Genomic DNA, 23,432 nt, shown 5'->3' with positions numbered 1-23,432 from the left:
TTTTCACCTGCTGGGGAAACTTGATAAAACAACCAAGATTCCGGAGGCAGCCATGATCAAACTACAACCCGTACTCATACCCAGACAATTAAGCTTATTGATCATCCTCTCGACCGGCTTGCTGAGTCATGTGATGCTCATACCCGATATCCTTCAGGCTGCGGGACGCGATGGATGGGTAAGTGTTCTTTTAGCTGTTCCGTTCTTCTTCCTCATTATCCTTGTCATCGGGTATACGATTAAGAAGTCCCCCAAAGGAGGGATGATGCGCCATATTCTGACTGAAGGCACACCCGTCGTGCGAGTCCTGTTTTTCGCACCGATCTGCCTATTCCTGTTCATCAGCGCCTATATCACATTCATTGATCTCGTCATTTGGCTCCAAGCTTATTTTTTGGCTGATGTATCCAGATGGCTCATCATGCTCCTAATGGGAGTTTCCTGCTTCATCTTTACCTGGGCGGGGGTAAAATATATGGCGGTAGCTGCAGGACTGTTGCTGCCGATCGTCATGTTTCTCGGGATCTTCATTGCCATCACAAATACAGATGTGAAGGATCCTTCACTGCTATTTCCGATCCTCTCTGAAGGGTGGTCACCACTGCTCAAAGGAAGTTTATACGTGTTGAGTGGTTTCATGGAATTGTATCTAATCCTGCTGTTGCATCCTTTCAGTGAAGGAGAGTTCAAACTGCACCATCTGCTGGTTCTTGGACTGATCCTTATCATTCTCATAATGGGACCACTATCAGCCGCAATCATGGAATTCGGCCCATCTGAAGCAGCCAGTATGAGGTATCCCGCATATGATCAATGGCGGATCATGGGCATTGGGGAATTCATCACACACATGGATTTCTTCGCTCTTTATCAGTGGTTATGCGGTGCCCTGGTCCGTATCGGTCTCTTTTTATTCTTGCTGGGGAGTATCTTGAACCGCAATCTGAGGAGCACAAGGGTGTCATGGAAAGTGGTTGTCCCCATTTACATCCTGTTCCTTTCAATGATGTGGATTAATGTAGATACCTATCATTTCTATTATGTGTTGTATCATTGGTTTTTCCCTGCAACGGTAGCGTTCTTCAGTCTATATATAATGGCAACTGCCCTGTACACAAAAGTCCTTGTGCACAAAAAGGGAGGAGGGGGCGCATCATGAAAGCACCGATTGCTTCCATAGATTCCAAACGGGCGGAGATGAAAGAACTATTCAACAGCAGTGATGATTTCCAAGCAGTCGATCACCTTTTTCAGGAGACGAAGTGTGAATTGATCTATATTGATAGTTTGGTGAAGCGTCAATATCTTGATCAATACATCCTTCCTGAACTGGCGGGAGCAGGATTTCCAATCGAACAATTAAAGAACGCGTTTCAAGGTGAAGACCGCACGGTTAGTAGCAGTGAACAGCTCGCTGATTTGCTGTTGGAGGGGAAGGCATTGTTTTTGTTTCCAGAAGAGATCATTTCCCTTGATGCAGCGGATCTACCGAAGCGTGCTCCAGAGGAATCCGCTCTGGAGACGTCCATTCGTGGACCGAAGGATGGATTTGTCGAAGATTTGAATACTAATATTTCTTTAGTGAGAAGAAGGCTCTCTTCCCCGGCACTTTCCGTGGAAAAACGGACGATCGGAAAACGGAGCAGGACAAATATTGCCATCCTTTACCTGAAGGATGTGCTTGATCAGCGGATATTGGACGAGCTTCATGAACGTCTGGACCGGATCGACATTGATGTACTGGCAAGCAGTCATGAGCTTGAGTCACTCATCGAGGATCACCCATATTCCATTTTTCCGACCCTGGATTATACGGGAAGGCCTGACTATATCGTGGAGAGCCTCAACCAGGGCAGGTTTGCCCTCATGGTGGACGGGAGCCCGACCGCTTCCATCGCACCAGTCAATCTTTTGCTTCAGGTGAAATCACCAGAAGATATGAACATCAATTATTTTTTCGTGTCACTGGAGCGTCTGTTGCGGATGGTGGCCGTGATGATTTCTGCCTTTTTTCCAGGTGTGTGGGTCGCCTTTTCCGCTTATAATATCGAGCAGATCCCATACACGCTGGTGGCGACAATATCCGTGTCTCGATTTGGTCTTCCGCTCTCGGCACCCTTAGAAATGTTCATTGTGCTATTCCTTTTCGAATTTTTCAACGAAGCCGGCATACGTCTGCCCCGCGCGATCGGGCAGACGGTATCGGTACTGGGAGGATTGATAGTGGGGGACGCGGCCATCAGGGCCGGTCTCACCTCGCCAACTATGCTCGTGGTAGGTGCCATCACCTATATTTCATCTTTCACCGTGGTGAATCAATCGTTAAAGAGCGGTCTTACAACTCTGCGCTTCATCGTGTTGTTGATGAGCACGTTGTTCGGGGTTCTCGGCATCTTGCTCTCCTATATCCTGACCGTCCTCTACCTTGCATCCAAGTCTTCGTTTGGATCCTTATACCTTGGGTCTGTGGCACCGATCAGCGGAACAGAAGCTCTCAAATCATTTCTCCGACTCCCTATTCAATTTTACAAGACAAGAACGAAGTCCACGAGCCCTCATGACAGGACAAGAGAGAGGGGTAATGGTCAATGAAGAAGCTCTGGATACTCTTTTTCTCATTCGTCCTCCTGACCGGGTGTTCCGGCCTGAAGAACATACAGGATCTCAGCTATATCGTGGCGATCGGAGTGGACTATGACGAAGAAGAAGAGGAGTTTACCATCTATCTCCAAGGATTGAACTTCTCTAATGTAGCCAAACAGGAAGGAACCCGTTCTTCTGAACCGATCCCGAATCTGATCGGGGTTTCTAAAGGGAAAACCATTAATCTCGCTGTCGGGAAGCTGTATAAAAAATCCAAGCCTACGCTATTTTATGGACATATCAAATCCGTGGTGGTCACGGAAAGTGTTCTTCAACACACATTCGATGATGTACTGGAGGTGTTTGGGCGTAATCGTTCATTGAGACCGAATATGTTGTTTTTCTCAACGAATGAGAAACTTGATGAAGTGTTTGCAGCCAAGGGCCTATATGATTATCCTCCCATCTATACGGTTCTGTTGACGGAAGAAAATCACGAAAGCCTTACGGAAGAAATCGGTGGTACCAGTTTGATGAGATTCAGGCGGGAGTATAATGAACCGATGGGTGCTGCGATGCTTCCGATCATCAGCATCGACAGGCAAGCATGGAAAGGTGACGATATGAATGCTTCCCTGCTGATCAGTGGATTCAATCTTTTTCAGCACGGTTCTTATAAAGGAAAGGTTACAGAGAAAGACGCCATCTTCACGAACTGGCTGAACATCAGTAAAAGTAAGATTAACTATGATGTGTACATGGATGGAGAACTTGTGGCCGTGTTTTATATGACGGCAGGCAATCTGAAGAAATCCTTCCATGGAAAGGGGAAAGATCCAGTATTCGATCTTACGCTGAATGTGCAGGCAGAGCTTGTGGAAATCATAAAGAGTACCTCTTATGACGGCTTGAAGGAAGCACTCGAGACCTCCATTGAAAAAGATATAAAAGATCTGTATACGTTTGGGATCGGAAAGGAGACAGATCTTCTTCATATAGGAGACGGTTATTATCGTCGTCACCCTGAGCAATATAAAAAATTGAAGGACCACTATGCATTTTTCCTGAACGCCAATTCTCTACAGGCAACGAATGTGGATGTGACGATTACTAATTTTAATACGTATAATTATGAAAAAGAGAAAAAGTTTGATTGACGCCATGTAGACGGATCAAATACAATTCCTTAGAAATAGTGAATATCACAAAAACGACTCAAGACCGTGGCAGATGATTGCCTCGGTCTTTTTAAATGAAAAAATCAGTTTCCATTACGATTTAAAAATGTCCGGTGGATCCACCGATCCCAATCGTGATCAGGATGAGGCGCTATCTGAGGGAATCTGATGGCTTGAGACAGCTTAAGGAACATATATCCACAAATGATAACGCTTACACTTACTCATTCGATCAATACCTAACTACTTCCCTCTTTACACTTGATATCATCCGTCAGCATGTTACGATAGTTGGCGTTGTGATACAAACACGGAAAACGGTAATCAACTTACATTCAACTAACATTCACATACAGTATCCGCGAATCAATTGATTGGAGATGATTTTTTGTTAAAAAACAAAACAGTCGCATTCATGGGAGCAGGCAATATGGCAGAAGCCATGATATCAGGAACCGTGCAGAGCGGAAAGCTTTCGGGTGATCAGATCATCGTATCGAACAGAAGCGATCAACAAAAGCGTGAACAAATCGAGCGTCTCTATGGTGTGAGGACGATGGCGAGCGAGCAGCTCCCATTTGATGAAATCGATGTCCTCATACTCGCCATGAAGCCGAAAGATATCGACACGGTCCTTGATTCCATCAAGTACAAGGTCAACAATAAGACTGTCATCATGTCTGTACTTGCTGGAATCACTACCAGCCACATGGAGCAGAATCTTCCTGCCGGTCAGTCCGTGATCCGCGTGATGCCGAACACATCCAGCATGCTGAAAGAATCAGCCACGGCAATTTCAGCAGGGCGATTCACGACGGAAAGCGAGATAGAGGAAGCACGAGAACTGTTACGTACGATCGGTCAGGTCTTCATCATACAAGAGGAGCAAATGGATATCTTTACAGGTGTAGCGGGTAGTGGTCCGGCTTACTTCTATTATTTAATGGAACACATTGAAAAGACGGCTACAGAATCTGGATTGTCCCCGGAAGTGGCAAGAGAGATCGGTGCACAGACCATTTATGGTGCAGCAAAAATGATGCTTGAAAGAAATGAGTCGCCTACAGAACTGAGAGAAAACGTCACTTCACCTAATGGAACAACGGCGGCGGGTCTTCGTGCACTTGATGAAAACGGTGGGGGAAAGGCCATATCAGCAGCTGTAAAAGGGGCGCAAAAGCGTTCTGCAGAAATCAGTTCATCTTTAAAACAAAAACAACTGGTCAGTCAATAAGGAAATATCAGCTAGGAGTGATTGAATGTCCATTAATAAGAAAAGAGTCGTCATCAAAATCGGAAGTAGTTCCCTTACAAGTCTTCACGGTGAAATGAGCAGAAAGAAATTGGAGCGCCTAGTCGATGAGGTTGTCAGGTTGAAAGACGATGGCCATGAAGTGGTCCTAGTATCGTCAGGAGCTGTAGCAGCAGGCTATCGCAAACTCGGTTGCCTGACACGTCCAAGTTCTCTACCAGAAAAGCAGGCGGCGGCATCGATCGGACAGGGGCTGTTGATTGAAGCTTATTCTGACCTGTTCATTTCCCATGGTTATATAGCATCACAGATCTTGATCACACGCAGTGATTTTTTACACGAGGATCGGTATGATAACGTCCGCAATACGATCAATGTCCTACTAGAAAGGGGCATCATCCCGATCGTAAATGAAAATGATACGGTGACCGTCGACCGGCTCAAGTTTGGTGATAACGATACCCTTTCAGCTAAAGTGGCGGCCCTGTCGGGTGCGGATCAGCTTATCATCCTTTCGGACATAGATGGACTATATGACTCAGATCCACGCAAAAATCCGGAAGCAACCTTGTTGGTTTCCGTTACTGAAATCACGGATGATATCGAAGAAATGGCTGGAGAACCCGGCAGTTCCGTTGGTACAGGCGGAATGCGTTCGAAGATCGATGCCTTCAAGATCACGATGGCTTCAGGAATACCGGCATTCCTTGGGAAGTCCGGTGTCGATAACATCATCTATGACGCAGTGCAGAATACTGCAAACGGAACCTATTTCGAAGCGGATGACAACTCGATCAACTTGAATTCCAAAAAACAATGGATAGCATTCAACTCAGGACCAGAGGGTGAAATCACCATCGATGCCGCAGCAAAAGATAGACTGATCGGAAAACAAGGCAGTCTGACTATGGAAGACGTATACACGGTCAAGGGTCACTTCAGGAAAGGGGCGGTCGTGAGAATACTGGATCAACGGAATGAACAGGTCGCCCTAGGTGTTGTCAATTATCGATCAGGTAAGCTTAAAGACCCGATTGACATTGATGAGAATGAAATCGTTGTGGAAACCGACGCACTGGTTTGTCATATCGAAGTACCGCTTCCGATTGGAGTATAACCCTTACTAATAGAAACATGTAGAATCTTAGTGTCCCGACACTTTAGCCATGGAAATTCTTTAGGAGGTATTCGATGACTTTAACAATTGAAAAGACTGATGTGAAGAAGCAGGCGAAGTTGGCACAGGATGCATCCAAGAAACTGCGTATGCTATCCACCGAGGAAAAGAACAAGGTGCTCTATAAACTCGCCGACCACCTTGAAGAACATATGGAACCAATATTGGAAGCTAATGCCAAAGATCTGGAAGCCGGAAAACAAAAAGGCTTTGATGAGGCCCTCATGGACCGTCTGTCCCTTGACGAACAAAGGATAAGGGACTTTGCCGAAGGGCTTCGGGAAGTAGCAGAGCTCGAGGATCCAACAGGGAAGACCATCACAGACTGGACATTGGAAAACGAGCTTCTGGTTGAAAAAGTGACCGTTCCCCTAGGGGTCATCGGCATGATTTATGAAGCCCGCCCGAATGTAACGGTTGATGCAACGGGATTGGCCCTTAAATCTGGAAATGCCATCGTCTTGAAAGGCGGTTCCAATGCCATTCAGTCAAATAAAGCAATTGTTGATGTCATGCATGACGCCTTAAAGAATTCTGCGGTTCCAAGTGAAGCCGTACAGTTCATCAATTCAACCGATCGTGAAGCGACCAATGCCCTTTTCACGATGAAAGAGCATATCGATGTCCTGATTCCACGCGGTGGTGGGGCACTGATCCAGGCAGTGGTTGACAATGCTACGGTACCTGTACTCGAAACAGGCGTGGGAAATTGTCATATTTATATTGATGAAGATGCCGATGTGCAAAAGGCACTGAACATCATCATTAATGCCAAGACTGATCGTCCCGCTGTTTGTAATGCAGCAGAGACGCTATTGATTCACGAAAAGTGGTTCAAAAAGAATCATGAAGTTCTTTTTGACACCCTTGAACAGCATGGTGTAACGGTTCATGGAGATGAAGCAGTGCTCAATCATAAGGCAGATGCCATTCCGGCAGGAGAATCCGATTGGGCCAACGAATACCTCAGTCTCGACGTTGCCGTAAAAGTGGTAGGGAATGTGGACGCCGCCGCAGATCATATCGACTGTTATGGCACGAAGCATTCAGAAGCCATCGTAACAGAAAACGAAAAGACGGCTAAACGATTCATGATGCTTGTGGATGCAGCTGCCCTTTATCACAATGCATCAACACGATTCACCGACGGAGGTGCACTCGGGTTCGGTGCGGAAATCGGGATTTCCACTCAAAAACTTCATGCCAGAGGCCCGATGGGGCTTCCGGCCCTTACGACCATCAAGTACCTTATGCATGGTAATGGACAGATCCGATAATTGTTCAAGCCAAAGAGGCAGTCATTGACTGCCTCTTTTCCATGCATCAACATGTTGTTCATGTCCCAAGATGGGTATGATGTTCATCATCGACCAGAAAGAGGGACGCTTCCCACAGGTCGGGAAATACGAAATCCGCCTTCACCCCCGGGAGTGGTACTTCGGAGATCAAAATGGTCATGCAACCTGCGTTTCTTCCTGCAAGGATATCCGGTTCCCGGTCACCTACCATATAGGAAGCAGCAAGATCGATTCCGTGACGTTCGGATAAATCCAGGAGCATACCCGCTTCGGGCTTGCGGCACGAGCATCCAGAATGGGGTGCATGGGTACATACTGCCACCTCTTTGATGGTCGCCCCCAGTGAAGAGAGTTCTTTCAACATGAACGCATGGATGTCCTCTAATTGTCCAGGTTCTAGAAAACCCAAACCTACTCCACCTTGATTCGTTACCACAAACAGCTCATATCCTCCATTACTCAACCTCTTAATGGCTTCAGGGACCCTCGGCAGGAAGAAAAATTGATCGGGACGATTCACAAATTTAACACGACTTGTCTTTACTTCATTTATGACGCCATCCCGGTCCAAAAAAATCGCCTTTTTCAACAATAATCCTCCTCGTTCGCTATCATTCAACAGGATGTTGTCATATCTTGCGCTTTCCGGGGGAATAACTGAACATTCAGTATTTTACTTTTGTTTATTCACTTGCCATGTTTTAAAGGAAAGGGGGAAATCTAAAAAACCCCCTTCCTCCATGATGGCCACATTCATATCATTTATGCTTAAGTCTGATGCCAAAAGGTCATTATTTTCCTTTTTGGATGAACGCCACTTTCAGATAATCACCCTGCTTATACTGACTCATTGTTTTAAAGTCTTCAGGCAGGGAGTACTGTTCAAGGACGGTGTATGTTTCATCCATATCTTTGAATGCACGATCGATGAACTCGTGGAATCTTTTCATATCGAAAGTGCTGCAATTGGTGGATGCCACTATGACGCCACCGTCTGAAGTGATAGAGATCGCATCCTTCAAAAGGGATGGATAGTCTTTTTGTGCACTGAATGTGTGCTTTTTCGAGCGTGCAAAGCTTGGTGGATCCAGGATGACCAAGTCATATGAGTGTTCTTTTTTCACCGCATACTTGAAAAAGTTGAACACATCTTCCACGATGATGTTCTGACTTTCGTAGTCAATGCCGTTGATGCTGAACTGCTCGATCGTTTTACTCAAGCTGCGCTTGGCAAGATCGACACTGGTCGTGACTGAAGCGCCTCCGAGTGCAGCCGCAACTGAAAAAGCTCCAGTATAAGAGAACGTATTCAGGACCGTTTTCCCTTCAGAATAAGTGTGCATGATACGCTTTCTGACTTCCCTCTGATCTAGGAACACTCCTACCATGGCTCCATCATTCAAATAAACAGCGAACTGGATGCCATTTTCTTTCACAAGTAGGGGAAATGTCGCTTTCTCGCCTTCGACGTAGTCATCATCTTCCACATACTGCCCGTCCTGGGCAAAGCGTTTCTTCTCATAAGTCCCTTTCCATCCCTTGAAGTCTCTTACGGCACGGTAGACTTCATCACGGAATGAGTAAGCTCCGAGAGAGTACCATTGGATCAGGTAGTATCCATTGAAATGGTCGATGGTGAATCCTCCGAAGCCGTCGCCTTCTCCATTGAAAACACGGAATGCGGTAGTGTCCTCGTTGTAGAAAAAGTGAAGGCGCTGATTGACTGCCAGTTCGATCTTCCTCTTGATGAAAGCTTCATCGATCGCTTCGGTTTCCTTCCAGCTCAAAAGCCACCCAAGCCCTTTATTTTGTTTCCCGTAATACCCTCGCGCTATGAAGGAATGTGTATGGTCCGTCAGTTTGATGATGGTTCCTTCCTCTATATCACTCATTCGAGTATTGAGATGTTCTTTTTGAAGAAGAGGGAATCCTTTCCTGAATGATTTTACATTTTTGGGATTTGCCTGGATCGTAATCTCGTTCGTCATATGCTTCATCCTAATCTATGATTTCTGTCATGTGTAGTATAGAGGTTAATCTCTTGTGGTGCAAGGGATTGGGAAGGGGGAGGAGTATAAAAAAAGACATCCACCGATGGATGGATGTCACTGATCCCAAAGGAATTCCCCGATGAGCTTATCGACTTTCAACGTTTCATGCATCCCGCTGTGGGTGATGCTGTTATCGTATACGATGGTGGTTTGAACATTTTGACCTGTGAAGATCTCTTTGCTGGACGTAGCACTCTTGGTGTTGACCACTCCGTCTCCACTACCTCCGATGGATAGGATCTTCAATCCTTCAGGGATCCGGTGTGCATCTTGAACCATATGCTGCAGGGCATCTGATCCCGGTTTGAGATCGATCACAGCCTCACCGGTGTTGATTTGGGCATAAGATGACTTTGTAACTCCCTGAAATGGTGTGGCAATCGTGATGAACCGTTCTGTCTGAGGCACGAAGGGATTGTCACTCGTCTGTTCAAGGTACACAGTAGAAGCGAGCCCCCCCATGGAGTGACTGACGATATTGATTTTCTCCACGCCATACTCATGATGCAGGAACTTCATGGCGTTTTCGAGCCAAACTGCCTGCTTCTCCAATGAGGCACGGTTATCTTCGAAGATTACCTGTACGAATGGTGTGGAGCTTGGGTCATCGGGGAGTTCTCCTTTGTGTTCAACACTGCCGTCCTGCCTCACGTAGATCTCCAGGACTTTCTGTCCCCATCCATGATCGTCTTGGAAGCGTTCAAGCATGGTTCTGAACGAATTATGGGTGCCCTTATAGCCATGGACGAACACGGTAGGGTATTGTTGTTCGACTGTGAGAGGCTGCTCACTGGACTCAACGCCCTGAGATTCGAAAAGGGTATATGCAATAAGGAAAACAAAACAGAGTGCGATGCTCCATATGTAGACCCGCTTGGATTTAAAAGACATAACAGTTCTCTCCCTTAAAAAGGTATATCCTTATTGTAAGCCATATGGGAAGTCTTGAATATGTTATAAAAGAAATTTATTTGTCATAATGGATGTAATTATTGGTAATATAGAGGAGTATTGGCATGAATCCGTTTTCCTGTTTGCATTTGAGAAGAATGGTGAAGCTGGAAGTCGTACTCGGGTGCTATATAAAAGAAGGGAGGAGAAGGAATGGAAAAAGAAATCATCCTCGTAGGAACATTCCATCTTGAACAAAATGCAGATATAATCGCCCGAAAAGAAGCGGAAATCAACGAATTGGTAGAGCACCTGTCTCGTTTCAAACCGACGAAAATTGCGCTGGAATGGGAAGCCTCAAAGGACCCTGAACTAAAAGAGCTATATTCAGAATGTCGATGGAATGATTCCATGGATGAAATTCAGCAGATCGGTTTCAGGCTGGCAAGGCAGGCCGGTCATGATAAAGTATATGCTGTGAACTGGGAAGGAGGGATTACAGAAGGAGATATGGTGGCGCTCAATACGACGATTCAAGATTCCTACCCGGATATTGTCCGTACCATGCAAAGAGTCGGTGAATGTTCCCCGGAAGTTAGTCCGGATATTCCTTTGATGACGTCCTACAAAGATCTGAATGATGCAAAAATCGTAAACGAAATGGAAAACATGTACTTATCATTCATCGTGGTGAAGGAGGACAAAAATCAGATCGGTTATGATTTCTTACGAAAGTGGAACGAGAGGGAACTGATGATCTTCAAGAATGTAATCGATGTGTGCAAGGATGGGGACCGCCTGTTGCTTCTGGTAGGTGGGGACCATGTATGGATGCTGAAATCATTATTCGAGGGAATCGGATGGAAGGTGACCAATCCATTTGTGGAAGAATAAGACGGTAGGTAAATAGCGATATGGTAGTGACAAAGGTAGAAGTGGCCATTTTAAGAGTAACAAAATCCTTTATACCGCATTTCCGTGCATGACTCCGCTTTCCGCGGGGTCTTACATCAGCTACTCTTGCCGCAGGAGCCTTCCTTTTGAACTTCAATCAATCGCTGGAACAAGTACATACTAAAAACCCGAATTAAATTGCCTTATCATTGGCAGTTCAATTCGGGTTTTGCAATGACTAAATCACATTTGTCCCAGACTCTTGGTTTTTGAAGTGTTTTCTGTACAGGACAGAACTTGAGGACTTACTCTGCCCAATCTCCCTTTTCAAATATGCTGACTTGGGTGCCGTCAGCCATTGTGCCTACAATGGATAGATCACTTGAACCAATCATAAAATCGACGTGAGTGCCGCTTTGATTGAAGCCGATGTCAGCGAGCTCATCTTCGGAGCGGCCGATCCCGTCTTTCACGCAAACCTGCAGGGCCCTGCCAAGCGCAAGATGGCAGGAAGCATTTTCATCAAAGAGGGTATTGTTAAAAATAATGTTTGTATTTGAAATCGGTGAGTCATGGGGAACCAAGGCGACTTCACCGAGGTGTCTGGCCCCATCATCTAGGTCAAGAAGGTTCTTGAGCGTTTCATACCCTTCTACAGCTGAGAAGTCAACCACTTTGCCATCCTTGAACGTTAAGCTGAAGTCTTTGATGATCGTCCCGCCATAGTTCAGGGGCTTCGTACTCGAGACGATACCATTGACGCCGTCTTTCACTGGAATGGTAAAGACCTCTTCAGTCGGTAGATTTGGCACGAACTTGGTTCCTGTGTCGCTCGTAAACTCTGCGCTGAGCCACTGGGTTTCCGGATGGAGTTCGATTGTTAGATCCGTTCCCGGCCCTTTATAATGAAGAAGTCTGAGATCTTGACTGTTCAATCGGTCGGCATGGGTGTTCAAAGAGGCGATATGCTCCTTCCAAAGGCCGACGGTATCATCTTGATCCGCCCGTGTCGTGTAGAAGATATTCTTCCATAATTCATCCAAGGCCTCTTCTTTGTCAAGCCCGGGGAAAACACTTTCTGCCCATTCATCGGACGGGTGGGCAGCGATGAGCCAGTTGATTTTCCCTCCTCCTATATAAGCCGAGAAATCTTTTGTGGCAATGGCTGCCGCTTTATTCAATGCGGCCACCTTGGCAGGGTCACTGTCTTTTAAGATTGACGGGTTGGGTGCAATCAAGTTGAGGAGGGCGCCGTTTTGTTCAGCAAACTCAATCATCCCTTTTGCTTTCCAATCCGGATATACACCTAGGTACTCTTCACTTGAATGTTCAATCCGGATTTTTTTGAATTCTTCATCATAAAAATCGGGAAGGACGATGGCCGCTCCCGCTTCAAACGCTTTCCGTGCGACAATCTTCACGAAAGAAGCCGTGGACAGCGGTGCCTGTATGCTCAAATGTTGACCTTTCTGCAGGTTAAGTCCTACTTTGATGAGCAGCTCTGCATAGTTCTCCAGTTTTTGTTGAAATTCTTGATTCACGTTGATTCCCCCTTATGTATGTCTCCTCCTTACTATATCTTTTTCTTCAGAAAATTTCATCAAAAATGAAAATCCGCACCGGGTCCACCGGTACGGATTTCATGAACGTTTATTGTTTGACGCTGAATGGTGGAAATTCCTCTTCGTTGATCTGGTTGATGACCACTGCAGTCAATGCCATGGATGTCAGACAGATTGCGATGATGGTGGATGTCACTTTCTTCATATTCTCACCTCCTAAAAAGATACCATCTGTTCATAGATGTCATTGGCTTCTTTGAAATAAAAGGCGGCATTTTTATATTTCCTCATCCCTTGGTAATATTGACCAAGAAGTGTAGAATACGTCGCATATAAAATCTTCATATCGTGGCGATGGAAAAACGGAAGGGCTTGATCCCTCATAAATGGCTCGAACCCATCCCTGAATCCCTCCGACGCATACCGGTAATAACATAGCTCGTAATATTTAGCAGGATGATGATCTCGTCCGCAGAGGCCCAGGCCGCGATCCAGCCACTCTGTCATTTCCCTTTGCTGATTCAATTTATGATATTCCTTAACGAGGGAGAGGATGGAATACAGCTGACCTTCCGCATCTGTCCCTTTCAGATCGATGCTCCTCAAAAAGTGACGGATGGCCTCTTGGCTATCACCGGATAGGGACTTCATATATCCAAGGTTCTGTTCCACCTTGGACCTTAGACGGGTATAGCGGATGGTTTCAGAAATATATCCGGCCCATTCATAATGCTTATTGGCCTCATCCAGGGATCCAATCCGCCTGTAGCATATCCCGAGAAGCAGGTGGACTTCTGCGCATCGTTTCTGGAAATAGACGCTTTGAAAGATGTTCAGTGCTTTTTCACCATAGTACAGGGCGAGGCGAAAGTGATTCAAGCGGGTCTTGACCAGGCTTGACAGGTAATACAAATCGGCCCTTTCTTCTTCGTTCACCACGTTCCCTGTAACATAGAAGGTTTCGGCTTCTTTCAGTTCATTCTCCGCCTTGCTGTATTCGTTCAGCAGATAATAGTAGTTTCCCCGATACTTATGGAAGTAGAATTTCAATAGGTCCGTCATATCCGTATAGCTCTTATGGATCGCGTTTAATCGGGCAAGTGCTGCTTTAAGGTCGAGATGGATCAGATCGGCTCGGAAACAAAGGATCTGATAGTAGAGATGGGGTGTGAGTTCGTCTACGTTCTCCAATTGTAACCTGATAGACGCCTTCATTTCGTCTGCTTCCGCTAATGAATTCCATAAAAGCAGACGATTCCATTTCTCCAGTTTGTTCAGGACGACGCGATGGTCATCCATCAGATTGGAGATTCCCAGTCGTTCACAAAGGAGTTCGATGATTTCCTGTGAAGGGGAAATGGAATTGTTTTCGATTTTCGAAAGATAGGAAACGGATAAAATCCCCTTTGATAATTCTTCCTGGGTCAGTTGACGCTTCTGTCGATGAAAGCGGATTTTAGAACCGATGGTCATTTGATCAGCTCCTCTTTCCCTCAATGATGCAGGTTCTGGTGATGTATTAGAATGGTATCATAAATGGAGAACAAACGTTTTGAATATTCCTATAATTATATTTTTTCTTGGGTATTTCGATCCGGGAGGGTGGTCAGTTTTATATTGACGTCCTATTTTCTGGGTGATTGGAACGGCATAAAGGAGGATTTTGCCGAAATGTGTAGAATCCTATGCGATGTAGACTTAATCATATTATAAAGGGGCGCTATAGATGAACGAAATGACTTCACATTTCCTTCCATTGAGAAAGAGGGAAGAAATCACAAATAGATGGCTTTTCCACCGTTTGAATACGCTGCTTCCCACTTTGATGAAAAAGCATGGTGTCGGGATGTGGATCACAATCGGGAGGGAGTACCATGAAGATCCGGCCCTTCTCACATTATTTCCTTCTGCCGTCGATAGCTCCAGGAGGTTGACGATCCTGGTCTTTACTTTGGAAGGTGGAATCCTGAAGCGTTCTGTCATTCATACCAATCCCGAATTTGAGCCTTTTTATGAGCGGGTGTGGAATCCTGCAACCGAAGATCAATGGGAGTGCCTGGTCAGGTTGATCAAGGAGAAAGATCCCGCGACGATTGCTCTGAATACTTCCGAGGGGTTTGCATTATGTGATGGTCTCACCCATAACCTCCACTCCAAGCTAGCATATCTGGTTCCTGGATTTACCGATCGATTCATCTCAGCGGAACCTCTTTTGATCGAATGGTATTCAACCCGTTCCCAAAAGGAACTGACTGCCTATCCTTTCATCGCAGAATCCGCGAGGGAAATCGCAGAATCCGCCCTTTCCAGAAGTGTCATCCATCCCGGTATCACAACGACCGATGATGTGGTGGAGTGGATCCGTCAAAAGGTGCTGGATCTCGGATTGAAGACGTCCTTTTATCCTACGGTGGATCTGCAGAGGAAGGGAGCTGCCATGGACCGGATTGAAGGTGAGATCATCAGGCCGGGAGATATCGTCCACCTCGATTTTGGAATCGAATATCTCGGCCTTGCCACAGATACGCAGCAGCTGGCATATGTTTTATTCCCGGATGAAGAACAGCCGCCCCAGGGACTTATCTCTGCCTTTAACAAGGCTCTGAGAATGGAAGACATCATCATGGAAGAATTGAAACCCGGTGTACCAGGGAATGACGTCTTCCGGAGATCCATGGCAAGAATGGATGAAGAGGAACTGAACGGCATGATCTACACACATCCTATAGGAGTTCACTGTCATGAAGCCGGTGCCTTGATTGGACTATACGATCTCCAAGGACCTGTTCCGATCAAAGGAGAGCTCCCAGTGACCGACCAGACGCTGTATGCACTGGAATTCAACTGCAGGGACTATATCCCGGAGTGGGGGCAGGAGGTGCCGATCTATCTCGAAGAACCCGTTGGCGTCATCCGGGGAAGGGCCGAGTATATGGCAAAGAGACAAACGGGATTCTATTTAATCTAATCGCCATCATTCTTCCGTATCAGATATGCTATAATGTTGAAAGTTCCTGTAACCTCATGGAGGGGGAACACGTCTTATAGTAAGAGTCACCCATGCACAAGGGGGAGGCATGGAGTGACGGAGCGAAATGATAAGAGGAGAATGAGCATGAAAAAGAGATTCATAATGTTTGTAACAGCTGCCCTGATGATGACTACGGTACAGACGAGTGCATTTGCTTCCGATAATTCCAAGGACAAAGATAGTATTAACGAGAAATTCGGTGTGCCCATCGTTGTGTACGGGGAAACACTGACAGCCGACCAGAAAAAAGAGGTTCAACGGGAACTAGGGATCGATGCTGACACAGATGTGGAGGAGTTCGTCGCCAACGGAGACGATCTTGTCAAGTACATCGAAGGGGAAAACCGCAATGCCCGAATGTTTTCTTCTGCAAAGATCACCCGTGTTGAAAAGGGTGAAGGATTGAATGTGGAAATTGTCACTCCGTCCAACATCACCGAGGTGACGGATACGATGTACGCTAACGCCCTGTTAACTGCTGGGGTAGAGAATGCGGTCGTAGAAGTTGCATCTCCAGTGAAGGTAAGTGGTCATTCTGCCCTGGTAGGTATTTATAAGGCCTACGACGAGAGCGGGGAAGAACTGGACACCGTCCGCATGGAAGTAGCCAACGAAGAACTGAATGTCGCAACTGAAATCGCAAAGGATTCTGGTGTGGATAAAGAAGAAATCAGTCAGCTCCTGACTGAAATCAAAAAAGAAATCGCGGAACAAAACCCTGCGACAAAAGAAGAAGTGGAGCAGATTGTCGAGGAAAAGCTGAAAACATTGAAAATCGAGTTATCTCCTGAGGATCGTCAACTTCTCATCGATTTGTTTGAAAAGATGCGTTCTCTTGATATCAATTTCGATAATGTCCAGCAGCAGCTTGAGGATCTGACGAAAGACATCCAATCTAAGATCAAGGATATTGTGCAGGATGAAGGACTCGGGCAGAAGATATCCGACTTTTTCTCAGGACTGATTGAAGCCATCGGGAACTTCTTTAAGTCCATAAAAGGTTGGTTCAGCTGATCCTTTTCTCACCTGTAGAAGAATGAAGAACATGGCCAAATCGATTTTTGATTTGGCCATGTTTTTTCATTTGTCATTGATGAATGTTTCATGCATGATCCCCTAGGAAAAGATGTGTGCAGACGTTATTCAATAGCAATCTTTTTGCAGGGGGAGGAATGGAAATGACAAGGGGTGTAGAAAAAGGGGCTGGCTGTTCCTAGGAAACGTAGAGTGAGATTTGATGGGGGAATCTATGAATAAGGTCATGCAACAGGCAAAGACTTCTTAACAAAATGTATGGATTTTTTAAGTGGGGGATCAAGCATGTTGTTTCCTTTTGATTAGGGATGGAGGGGAGGAGGGGTCGTTCCGTTTCGCTGCGGCCACCCGCTTTCCATGGGGCGTGCGGTGAGCCGCTTCGGCAAGCCTGCAGGGTCTCACCCTGCCCGCTTTTCCCATAGGAGTCGGGTGGCCTCCGCTACACTGCACTGAGTGCATCAGGATGAGTGATTGCTATCTGCTAATCTATCACTTTATTAGGTTTGGAGGGAAAAGGGTCGTTTGTTCCGCTTCGGCCGACCGCTTTCCAGCGGGGGGGACGGTGAGCCGCTTCGGCTGCGCTTGCGTGGTTTCACTCTGCGGATTATTCCTTAGGAGTCGTGAGGTTTTTGCTGCACTGTGTGCTTTTTAAGATGTGGTAGCTAATGTTAATGGGAAAGATCATTTCATTATGATGGTGAGTAGAGGTAGCAATACTGTTTATCAGGTCAGGCTAAAGTTCAAATGAATGACTCTATAGTCAAATCGAATATCACCTTGATTAAAACCACAGAGTGAATTGAAGCGGAAGGCGATTGACTCCAGCGGAAAAGGAGGAGTGGCGAGACCCCGCAGGCACGAGGAGGCTCGACGCCCTCCCCGCAGGAAAGCAAGCGCATGCAGCGGAAAGGAACGCTCCTATGCCTTTTGCACACGTGTGAAGAACAAGCATCTTTGCTGCCAGGCATATTAGACTAGTGCTAACTTAAAAAAACCGGTCACCTTGAATGGTGACTATTCGAATCCTCATCGATTACCACTCATAAGGGCATTAAAACCACAGAGTGGATTGAAGCGGAGGGCGCTTGACTCCAGCGGAAAAGGAGGAGTGGCGAGACCCCGCAGGCACGAGGAGGCTCGACTCCCTCCCCGCAGGAAAGCAAGCGCCTGCAGCGGAAAGAAACGGACCTATACCTTTACATATTAGTGTAGAATAAAGCATTTAAACAGAGAAAATATCACTCGAAACAGACTGTATTTTTAACATACCGACATAAAAAAGCCGCCACCGTACCGATCGACATGTTTGAATCCCAGCCTATAACCACCATAGCCCCAAGGACACCATAGAACAGAATTCAAAAAACAAGCTGCCGGATACCGGCAGCTTGTTGGATTTAAGAAACATAGTGTTTTTCCGCTAAATCCAGGCATTTTATCAGTCTATCCTTTTCGAAGGAACATGTTCAATGGCGAGCCATTGAATTCAAAGCTTCAATAAAGGGATCCTTACCGTCACCGTCGTTCCCGATCCTTCCTCACTCTCTATTTGCAGAGAGCCGCCGTGGCGGTGAAGGATCTCTTTGGCAATCGAGAGGCCCAGACCATAGCCTCCGGAGTTTCGCGTGCGTGAGAGGTCGGAACGATAGAATCGCTCCCCGATCCTCGGAATGGAGGATGAAGGGATGCCGATTCCGTGATCACGTATGGTGATGAGGGCTTCATCTCCTTGCCTTGAGGAGCGCAGGATGATTTTTCCTTGAGGCTTTGAGTATTTAATGGCATTATCCAATACATTATAGACAACCTGACGGATCCGATCGGGATCTCCATTGATGATCGTTTCTTCGTCCAAAGATTTCTCCAGCACAAGATCCTTCTCGCGTGCATGGGGCTGGACGAGAGAAAGTGTGTCGGACAGCAACTCTGAGAGGACAATCGGTTCGAATTCCAGGTGAGAGGATGAATCCTCCAATTTATTGAGTTCGAGAAGCTCATTGATCAGCTTCTGCATCCGGATGCTTTCTTTCTGGATCAGTTTTAAGCTTTCCTCCGCATCGTCGGGATCCGTATGGACTTTATCCATGAGAACAGCCGTGTATCCTCCGATATAGGTGAGGGGGGTCCTGAGCTCGTGTGCGACATTCGATAAGAACTGTCTTTTCCGCTCTTCTTGGTTTTCAAGGGAGTCGACCATATGATTGAAGGTCCGCCCGAGTTCGCTCATTTCATCATTCCTCGACACATCGAGCCTTTGGGAGAAGTCCCCGTTTGCGACCCTGTTGGAGAATGCTTTCATCTCTTTGACTGGTTTGAAGAGCGACCCGAGGGTCGACTGGATGATGACAAACAATAGGAAGTAGAACATTGTTCCTGCCAACACGAGAATCGGGATCCCTTTTTGGAACACTTCAGTCATCTCGGCCAAAGGTATATAGATGTAGATATAGCCCATATGACGTTCTTCATTCATGAGGGGAAAAACGGCCCCGACGATATTCCGATCAAATTCCTTTACGTACCCTTCTTTCAAGACATGTTGCCCCTGATCAAGAAGATCGGTATCTTCCTTGGATAGAAGGGGCTTTCCATCCACCTTATAGGGGAAGTTCTCCTTTAAATCATGGAGGTTATCCACCACATCCACCTTATAGGGGGAGATGACGTTGTACCAGAGGATCTTATCTTTAATATCCCCGCTGACTTCACCGTAGTGATAATGAGCCGTCGTCCGTTCCCCTTGATAGAGGATCGATTCCTTCATCGTCCCGATATACAGGTCCTTATAAAGAAAATGCATGAAAAGGAAGGAAAACAGAATGGTGAAAAGGAGACTAAGAAGGAGAAGCATGGAAACCTTTTTATTCAGTGTCCAAGAGCGCTTTTTCAAGGTCTTGCCTCGAATTTATATCCAAGTCCCCAAACGGTTTTGATCAGCATTCCATGGTTCTTCAGCTTTAATCTCAGTGTCTTGATGTGGGTGTCCACGGTCCTGTCGCTCCCCTCATAATCACTGCCCCAGATTTTGTCGAGAAGCTGATCCCGTTTGTAGACGCGGCCTTCATTGCGGGCGAGGTACAAAAAGAGCTCATATTCTTTGAGAGTGAGACGGGGGGATAGTTCTTCCACCGTGACGGTTCTGGATGCCAGATTGAAGGAGACGGGACCATAGGTTTCCGACATGGCATGATTGTTCACCTTCAGGCCGTATGACCTCCTGAGGATCCCTTCCACCCTTGCCAGAAGTTCTTCTGCATGAAAGGGCTTGACCATATAGTCGTCTCCGCCGAGCTTCAGTCCCTTCACTTTATCCATATCGTCCCCTTTGGCAGAAAGGAAGATAAAAGGAACTTCGCTCGTCTTCCGTACCTCTGAAAGGAGTTCATATCCGTCCATAAAAGGCATCATGATGTCGACGATCATCATATCGATGGGGTTCTCCTTCAAAAGCGAAAGCGCCTCGATTCCGTTTTCTGCTTCAAAGCAATCATAGTGTTCTTTATGTAAATAAAGCTTAATCAGTTTTCTCATCGGTGCCTCATCGTCCACGATAAGGATCTTCCATCGTTTCATCAAACATCTCTCCTTATAGCACATTCCTACTTACACATTATAAGACAAATTGGTGAAACTTTTATGTGTATCGGGCTGAAAGATGAAAAAATCCCCGGGGGTTTGCCCCGGGGATGTATCAATCCTGTTTGGTTTCGTTAAAATACTGTACGGACGTCATCGCGCCCTCACTCACCATCTTGTTGTCTTCGACATTCTGAGGGTGGGGGAACCCGCCCTTGTCAACGATGTCGCGGCTCTTCTTCTTGATTTTTGTGACGATCCCGTGCCTGATATTATGAAGTTGATTCCGTTTTTCCTTGGATGAAAGCAGCCATCCGATGGATCCGGCCGTCACGGTTGCTCCTACGAGAAATGTTTTATTGATTTTCATCATCGATCTCCTCCTTGGGTTTTATCTTGTTTGGGGTATCTTTTCCCCTGACTCATAAAGTTAAACGTCAGCAATGGACAAAAGCATGGTTTTGAAAGAAAATATTAGCAGGAACAGTGAAGGGAGAGATAGAAGATGAAAAATCAAAAGATCGGGTTCATTGGGACAGGCGTTATGGGAAAAAGCATGGCACGCCATCTGTTGAATGCAGGGTATGAGGTGCTCATTTATACAAGAACGCGTTTCAAGGCGAAAGATCTCCTGGAAGAAGGAGCGATTTGGGCTGACAATCCAGCAGGGGTCGCCAAGGAAGCCGACATTGTGATGACGATGGTAGGATATCCATCTGATGTGGAGGAGCTTTACCTCGGCAGTGGAGCCATCCTTGATAACATGAAGGAAGGAACCATTGCCATCGACTTTACCACCTCTTCACCAAATCTTGCGGAGACCATTTTCATAGAAGCGAAAACACGTGGTATACATAGTTTGGACGCACCTGTTTCCGGTGGTGATATCGGTGCCCAAAATGGCAGCTTATCCATCATGGTGGGAGGAGATGAGGACACGTTTGAATCCGTACGGCCGATTTTTGAAATCCTGGGATCGAATGTGGTCCTCCAAGGGAGTGCTGGTGCAGGTCAGCACACGAAAATGTGCAATCAGATCACCATCGCCTCGAATATGATCGGGGTGAGCGAAGCCTTGATGTACGCAAAAAAATCGGGACTCGACCCGGATAAGGTCCTCAGTAGCATCACGACCGGTGCAGCAGGAAGCTGGTCTCTGAGCAACCTTGTTCCCCGGATGATAAAGGGAGACTTTGCACCCGGCTTCTATGTAAAGCATTTTATTAAGGATTTGAAGATAGCCCTTGATTCTGCTTCAGAAATGGACATGCGCACACCGGGGCTGGAGCTTGCACTAAGCCTTTATGAGGAACTGGCTGCTCTTGATGAAGGTGAGAGCGGGACACAGGCCTTGATCAAAGTCCTTGAGCGCTGAAGTTGCAACAATGAACGGAATGATCGACAATGAACATGAAACTATTTTTAGTGAGGTGTTACGATGAGTTTGACAGGTAAACGCGTGCTGCAGCTCGTAAGCGACGATTTTGAAGATCTGGAATTATGGTATCCGGTCCTTCGTTTGAGGGAAGAAGGGGCAGTCGTCCATATTGCCGGAGAGGAAAAAAACAAAACGTATAAGGGTAAGTACGGAGTTCCCATCACATCCGACCACAGTTTCCATGAAGCGGATGCTGATGAGTACGACGCCATCCTTGTCCCGGGAGGCTGGTCTCCTGATAAGCTGAGAAGATACGACTCCATTCTTTCGCTGATTAAAGAAATGGACAAAGCAAAGAAACCGATCGGACAGATCTGTCACGCTGGCTGGGTCCTCATCTCCGCTAAGATCTTGGACGGTGTAAACGTCACCAGTACTCCGGGAATCAAGGATGATATGGAGAATGCAGGTGCTAAGTGGTTCGATGAGCCCGTTGTCGTTGATGGGCACATCATCTCAAGTAGACGACCACCGGATCTTCCCGACTATATGAGGGAGTTCATCGGGGTCCTTCAAAAAAAATAGAGCGCGATGCACTCTGATAATCACTTCTTTTCTCTCCTTCCGCGATCCGAGACCCTGGAGAAAAAAGTTTGTTTGAATGACTGATGTGTCGTGATGGCAGCACCAGTTGCAATGAATCCGTTGGCAATGCCGTTGAAGTCAAAATCAAGCTTCCAGCCGCTGGCGAGCACCCCGCATAAGAGGAGGATCCAGATGATCAACCAGTCCTCCACATGCGGGGTCTTTTTTAATGTAAACCCGAGAACCCATAGGGCAGGCACCAATATCGTGAGCTGGGGATCAATTGAAATCCCCCTTAATAATTCTTCCATCATCACGCATCTCTCCCTCAACCAGAGTTGTCCTTTTACTAGGATATTCACCGACTACGGAGATTCATGACCGCTATTTGAACGTATCTTGGAATCTCACCGACACTTGGAGTGACATGCCTTCCCGGGAATGGTATGATATAGCTTGATCACTTGAAAAAAGGAGCTGTTAATAATGGCGAAAAAAGGATACATACAATTCCAAACGGGTGAAAAAATCGAATTCGATCTTTTCCCGAATGAAGCACCAGGAACAGTGGAGAACTTCGAAAAGCTTGCAAAAGAAGGATTTTATGACGGTTTGACTTTCCACCGTGTGATTCCCGGCTTCGTAAGTCAAGGAGGCTGCCCGAACGGTACAGGTACCGGTGGTCCTGGATATACTATCAAATGTGAAACAGAAGGCAACCCTCATAAGCATGAGGCCGGTTCTCTTTCCATGGCTCATGCTGGAAAAGACACAGGCGGAAGCCAATTCTTCATCGTCCATGAGCCTCAGCCGCATCTGAACGGTGTTCACACTGTATTCGGTAAAGTAACGTCTGGACTCGAAATCGCAAAAGCGATGAGAAATGGTGACGTAATGGAGAAAGTAGAAGTCTTCGACGCGTAATCAGGCACAAGGGTTGA

General features: G+C 46.4%; 21 protein-coding genes. 12 read left to right on the top strand and 9 right to left on the bottom strand.

Annotated features, from left to right (window positions below; genetic code table 11):
• Positions 1-52: 52 nt before the first annotated feature.
• From ABJ225_RS04820 to ABJ225_RS04795, 6 genes are all read left to right on the top strand, one after another.
• Positions 53-1,159, top strand: a complete 1,107-nt coding sequence (locus ABJ225_RS04820) for an endospore germination permease (RefSeq protein ID WP_218247629.1) — start codon at positions 53-55, stop codon at positions 1,157-1,159.
• On the top strand, positions 1,156-2,592 hold the full coding sequence (locus ABJ225_RS04815; RefSeq protein WP_347318759.1) for a spore germination protein: 1,437 nt from the start codon (positions 1,156-1,158) through the stop codon (positions 2,590-2,592). The genes ABJ225_RS04820 and ABJ225_RS04815 overlap by 4 nt, the downstream gene beginning before the upstream one ends.
• Positions 2,589-3,740 (top strand): Ger(x)C family spore germination protein, encoded by a 1,152-nt coding sequence (locus ABJ225_RS04810; protein WP_347318757.1) that lies wholly within the window; start codon positions 2,589-2,591, stop codon positions 3,738-3,740. Before ABJ225_RS04815 ends, ABJ225_RS04810 begins: the two co-directional genes overlap by 4 nt.
• A 409-nt stretch (positions 3,741-4,149) precedes the next feature.
• Positions 4,150-4,995, top strand: a complete 846-nt coding sequence (gene proC, locus ABJ225_RS04805) for a pyrroline-5-carboxylate reductase (protein ID WP_347318755.1) — start codon at positions 4,150-4,152, stop codon at positions 4,993-4,995.
• 25 nt (positions 4,996-5,020) lie between these two features.
• Positions 5,021-6,130 (top strand): glutamate 5-kinase, encoded by a 1,110-nt coding sequence (proB, locus tag ABJ225_RS04800; protein WP_347318753.1) that lies wholly within the window; start codon positions 5,021-5,023, stop codon positions 6,128-6,130.
• Positions 6,131-6,204: 74 nt separating this feature from the next.
• Positions 6,205-7,467 (top strand): glutamate-5-semialdehyde dehydrogenase, encoded by a 1,263-nt coding sequence (locus ABJ225_RS04795; protein WP_218247633.1) that lies wholly within the window; start codon positions 6,205-6,207, stop codon positions 7,465-7,467.
• 58 nt (positions 7,468-7,525) lie between these two features.
• On the opposite strand, the gene ABJ225_RS04790 is transcribed toward ABJ225_RS04795, so the two are convergent.
• The 3 genes from ABJ225_RS04790 to ABJ225_RS04780 all read right to left on the bottom strand — a co-directional run bounded on the left by ABJ225_RS04790 (position 7,526) and on the right by ABJ225_RS04780 (position 10,430).
• Positions 7,526-8,077: a D-glycero-alpha-D-manno-heptose-1,7-bisphosphate 7-phosphatase gene (locus tag ABJ225_RS04790; protein ID WP_347318751.1), complete on the bottom strand. Its 552-nt coding sequence runs from the start codon at positions 8,075-8,077 to the stop codon at positions 7,526-7,528.
• Positions 8,078-8,279: 202 nt separating this feature from the next.
• Entirely contained in the window at positions 8,280-9,476 is a 1,197-nt protein-coding gene (locus tag ABJ225_RS04785) for a class I SAM-dependent rRNA methyltransferase (RefSeq protein WP_347318749.1), read from the bottom strand.
• Positions 9,477-9,593: 117 nt separating this feature from the next.
• Complete coding sequence (locus ABJ225_RS04780) at positions 9,594-10,430, bottom strand: alpha/beta hydrolase (RefSeq protein ID WP_347318747.1); 837 nt, start codon at positions 10,428-10,430, stop codon at positions 9,594-9,596.
• A 213-nt stretch (positions 10,431-10,643) separates the two neighbouring features.
• On the opposite strand from ABJ225_RS04780, the gene ABJ225_RS04775 reads away from it, so the two are divergent.
• Positions 10,644-11,324: a DUF5694 domain-containing protein gene (locus ABJ225_RS04775; protein WP_218247637.1), complete on the top strand. Its 681-nt coding sequence runs from the start codon at positions 10,644-10,646 to the stop codon at positions 11,322-11,324.
• Between the two features lie 305 nt (positions 11,325-11,629).
• On the opposite strand, the gene ABJ225_RS04770 is transcribed toward ABJ225_RS04775, so the two are convergent.
• On the bottom strand, positions 11,630-12,865 hold the full coding sequence (locus tag ABJ225_RS04770; protein WP_347318745.1) for an aminopeptidase: 1,236 nt from the start codon (positions 12,863-12,865) through the stop codon (positions 11,630-11,632).
• Positions 12,866-13,102: 237 nt separating this feature from the next.
• Entirely contained in the window at positions 13,103-14,359 is a 1,257-nt protein-coding gene (locus ABJ225_RS04765; RefSeq protein WP_347318743.1) for a helix-turn-helix domain-containing protein, read from the bottom strand.
• Positions 14,360-14,612: 253 nt separating this feature from the next.
• Here ABJ225_RS04765 and ABJ225_RS04760 point away from each other — a divergent pair, with 253 nt between their 5' ends.
• The gene (locus ABJ225_RS04760) at positions 14,613-15,854 is read left to right on the top strand and encodes a M24 family metallopeptidase (protein WP_347318741.1); all 1,242 of its coding nucleotides are present in this window, start codon (positions 14,613-14,615) and stop codon (positions 15,852-15,854) included.
• 147 nt (positions 15,855-16,001) lie between these two features.
• Positions 16,002-16,931: a DUF1002 domain-containing protein gene (locus ABJ225_RS04755; RefSeq protein WP_048012832.1), complete on the top strand. Its 930-nt coding sequence runs from the start codon at positions 16,002-16,004 to the stop codon at positions 16,929-16,931.
• Positions 16,932-18,438: 1,507 nt separating this feature from the next.
• Here the strand turns inward: ABJ225_RS04755 and ABJ225_RS04750 are convergent.
• The 3 genes from ABJ225_RS04750 to ABJ225_RS04740 all read right to left on the bottom strand — a co-directional run bounded on the left by ABJ225_RS04750 (position 18,439) and on the right by ABJ225_RS04740 (position 20,898).
• The gene (locus ABJ225_RS04750) at positions 18,439-19,842 is read right to left on the bottom strand and encodes a sensor histidine kinase (RefSeq protein WP_347318739.1); all 1,404 of its coding nucleotides are present in this window, start codon (positions 19,840-19,842) and stop codon (positions 18,439-18,441) included.
• Positions 19,839-20,525 (bottom strand): response regulator transcription factor, encoded by a 687-nt coding sequence (locus ABJ225_RS04745; RefSeq protein ID WP_347318737.1) that lies wholly within the window; start codon positions 20,523-20,525, stop codon positions 19,839-19,841. The genes ABJ225_RS04750 and ABJ225_RS04745 overlap by 4 nt, the downstream gene beginning before the upstream one ends.
• 118 nt (positions 20,526-20,643) lie before the next feature.
• Positions 20,644-20,898, bottom strand: coding sequence for a hypothetical protein (locus ABJ225_RS04740; protein WP_347318735.1), 255 nt, complete (start codon positions 20,896-20,898; stop codon positions 20,644-20,646).
• A gap of 135 nt (positions 20,899-21,033) precedes the next feature.
• Between ABJ225_RS04740 and ABJ225_RS04735 the strand changes: the two genes are divergently transcribed.
• On the top strand, positions 21,034-21,903 hold the full coding sequence (locus ABJ225_RS04735) for an NAD(P)-dependent oxidoreductase (protein ID WP_347318733.1): 870 nt from the start codon (positions 21,034-21,036) through the stop codon (positions 21,901-21,903).
• A 63-nt stretch (positions 21,904-21,966) separates the two neighbouring features.
• The gene (locus ABJ225_RS04730) at positions 21,967-22,491 is read left to right on the top strand and encodes a type 1 glutamine amidotransferase domain-containing protein (RefSeq protein ID WP_048003745.1); all 525 of its coding nucleotides are present in this window, start codon (positions 21,967-21,969) and stop codon (positions 22,489-22,491) included.
• A 20-nt stretch (positions 22,492-22,511) separates the two neighbouring features.
• On the opposite strand, the gene ABJ225_RS04725 is transcribed toward ABJ225_RS04730, so the two are convergent.
• Complete coding sequence (locus ABJ225_RS04725; protein WP_347318731.1) at positions 22,512-22,805, bottom strand: phage holin family protein; 294 nt, start codon at positions 22,803-22,805, stop codon at positions 22,512-22,514.
• 172 nt (positions 22,806-22,977) lie between these two features.
• On the opposite strand from ABJ225_RS04725, the gene ABJ225_RS04720 reads away from it, so the two are divergent.
• Entirely contained in the window at positions 22,978-23,415 is a 438-nt protein-coding gene (locus ABJ225_RS04720) for a peptidylprolyl isomerase (RefSeq protein WP_048003744.1), read from the top strand.
• The last annotated feature ends 17 nt before the right edge of the window (positions 23,416-23,432 follow it).

The sequence above is a fragment of the Rossellomorea sp. RS05 genome (assembly GCF_039822645.1).
Taxonomy (GTDB): Bacteria; Bacillota; Bacilli; order Bacillales; family Bacillaceae_B; genus Rossellomorea; species Rossellomorea marisflavi_B.
Note: the sequence above shows the minus strand (reverse complement) of the source record. Positions and strands in the feature narration are given on the sequence as shown.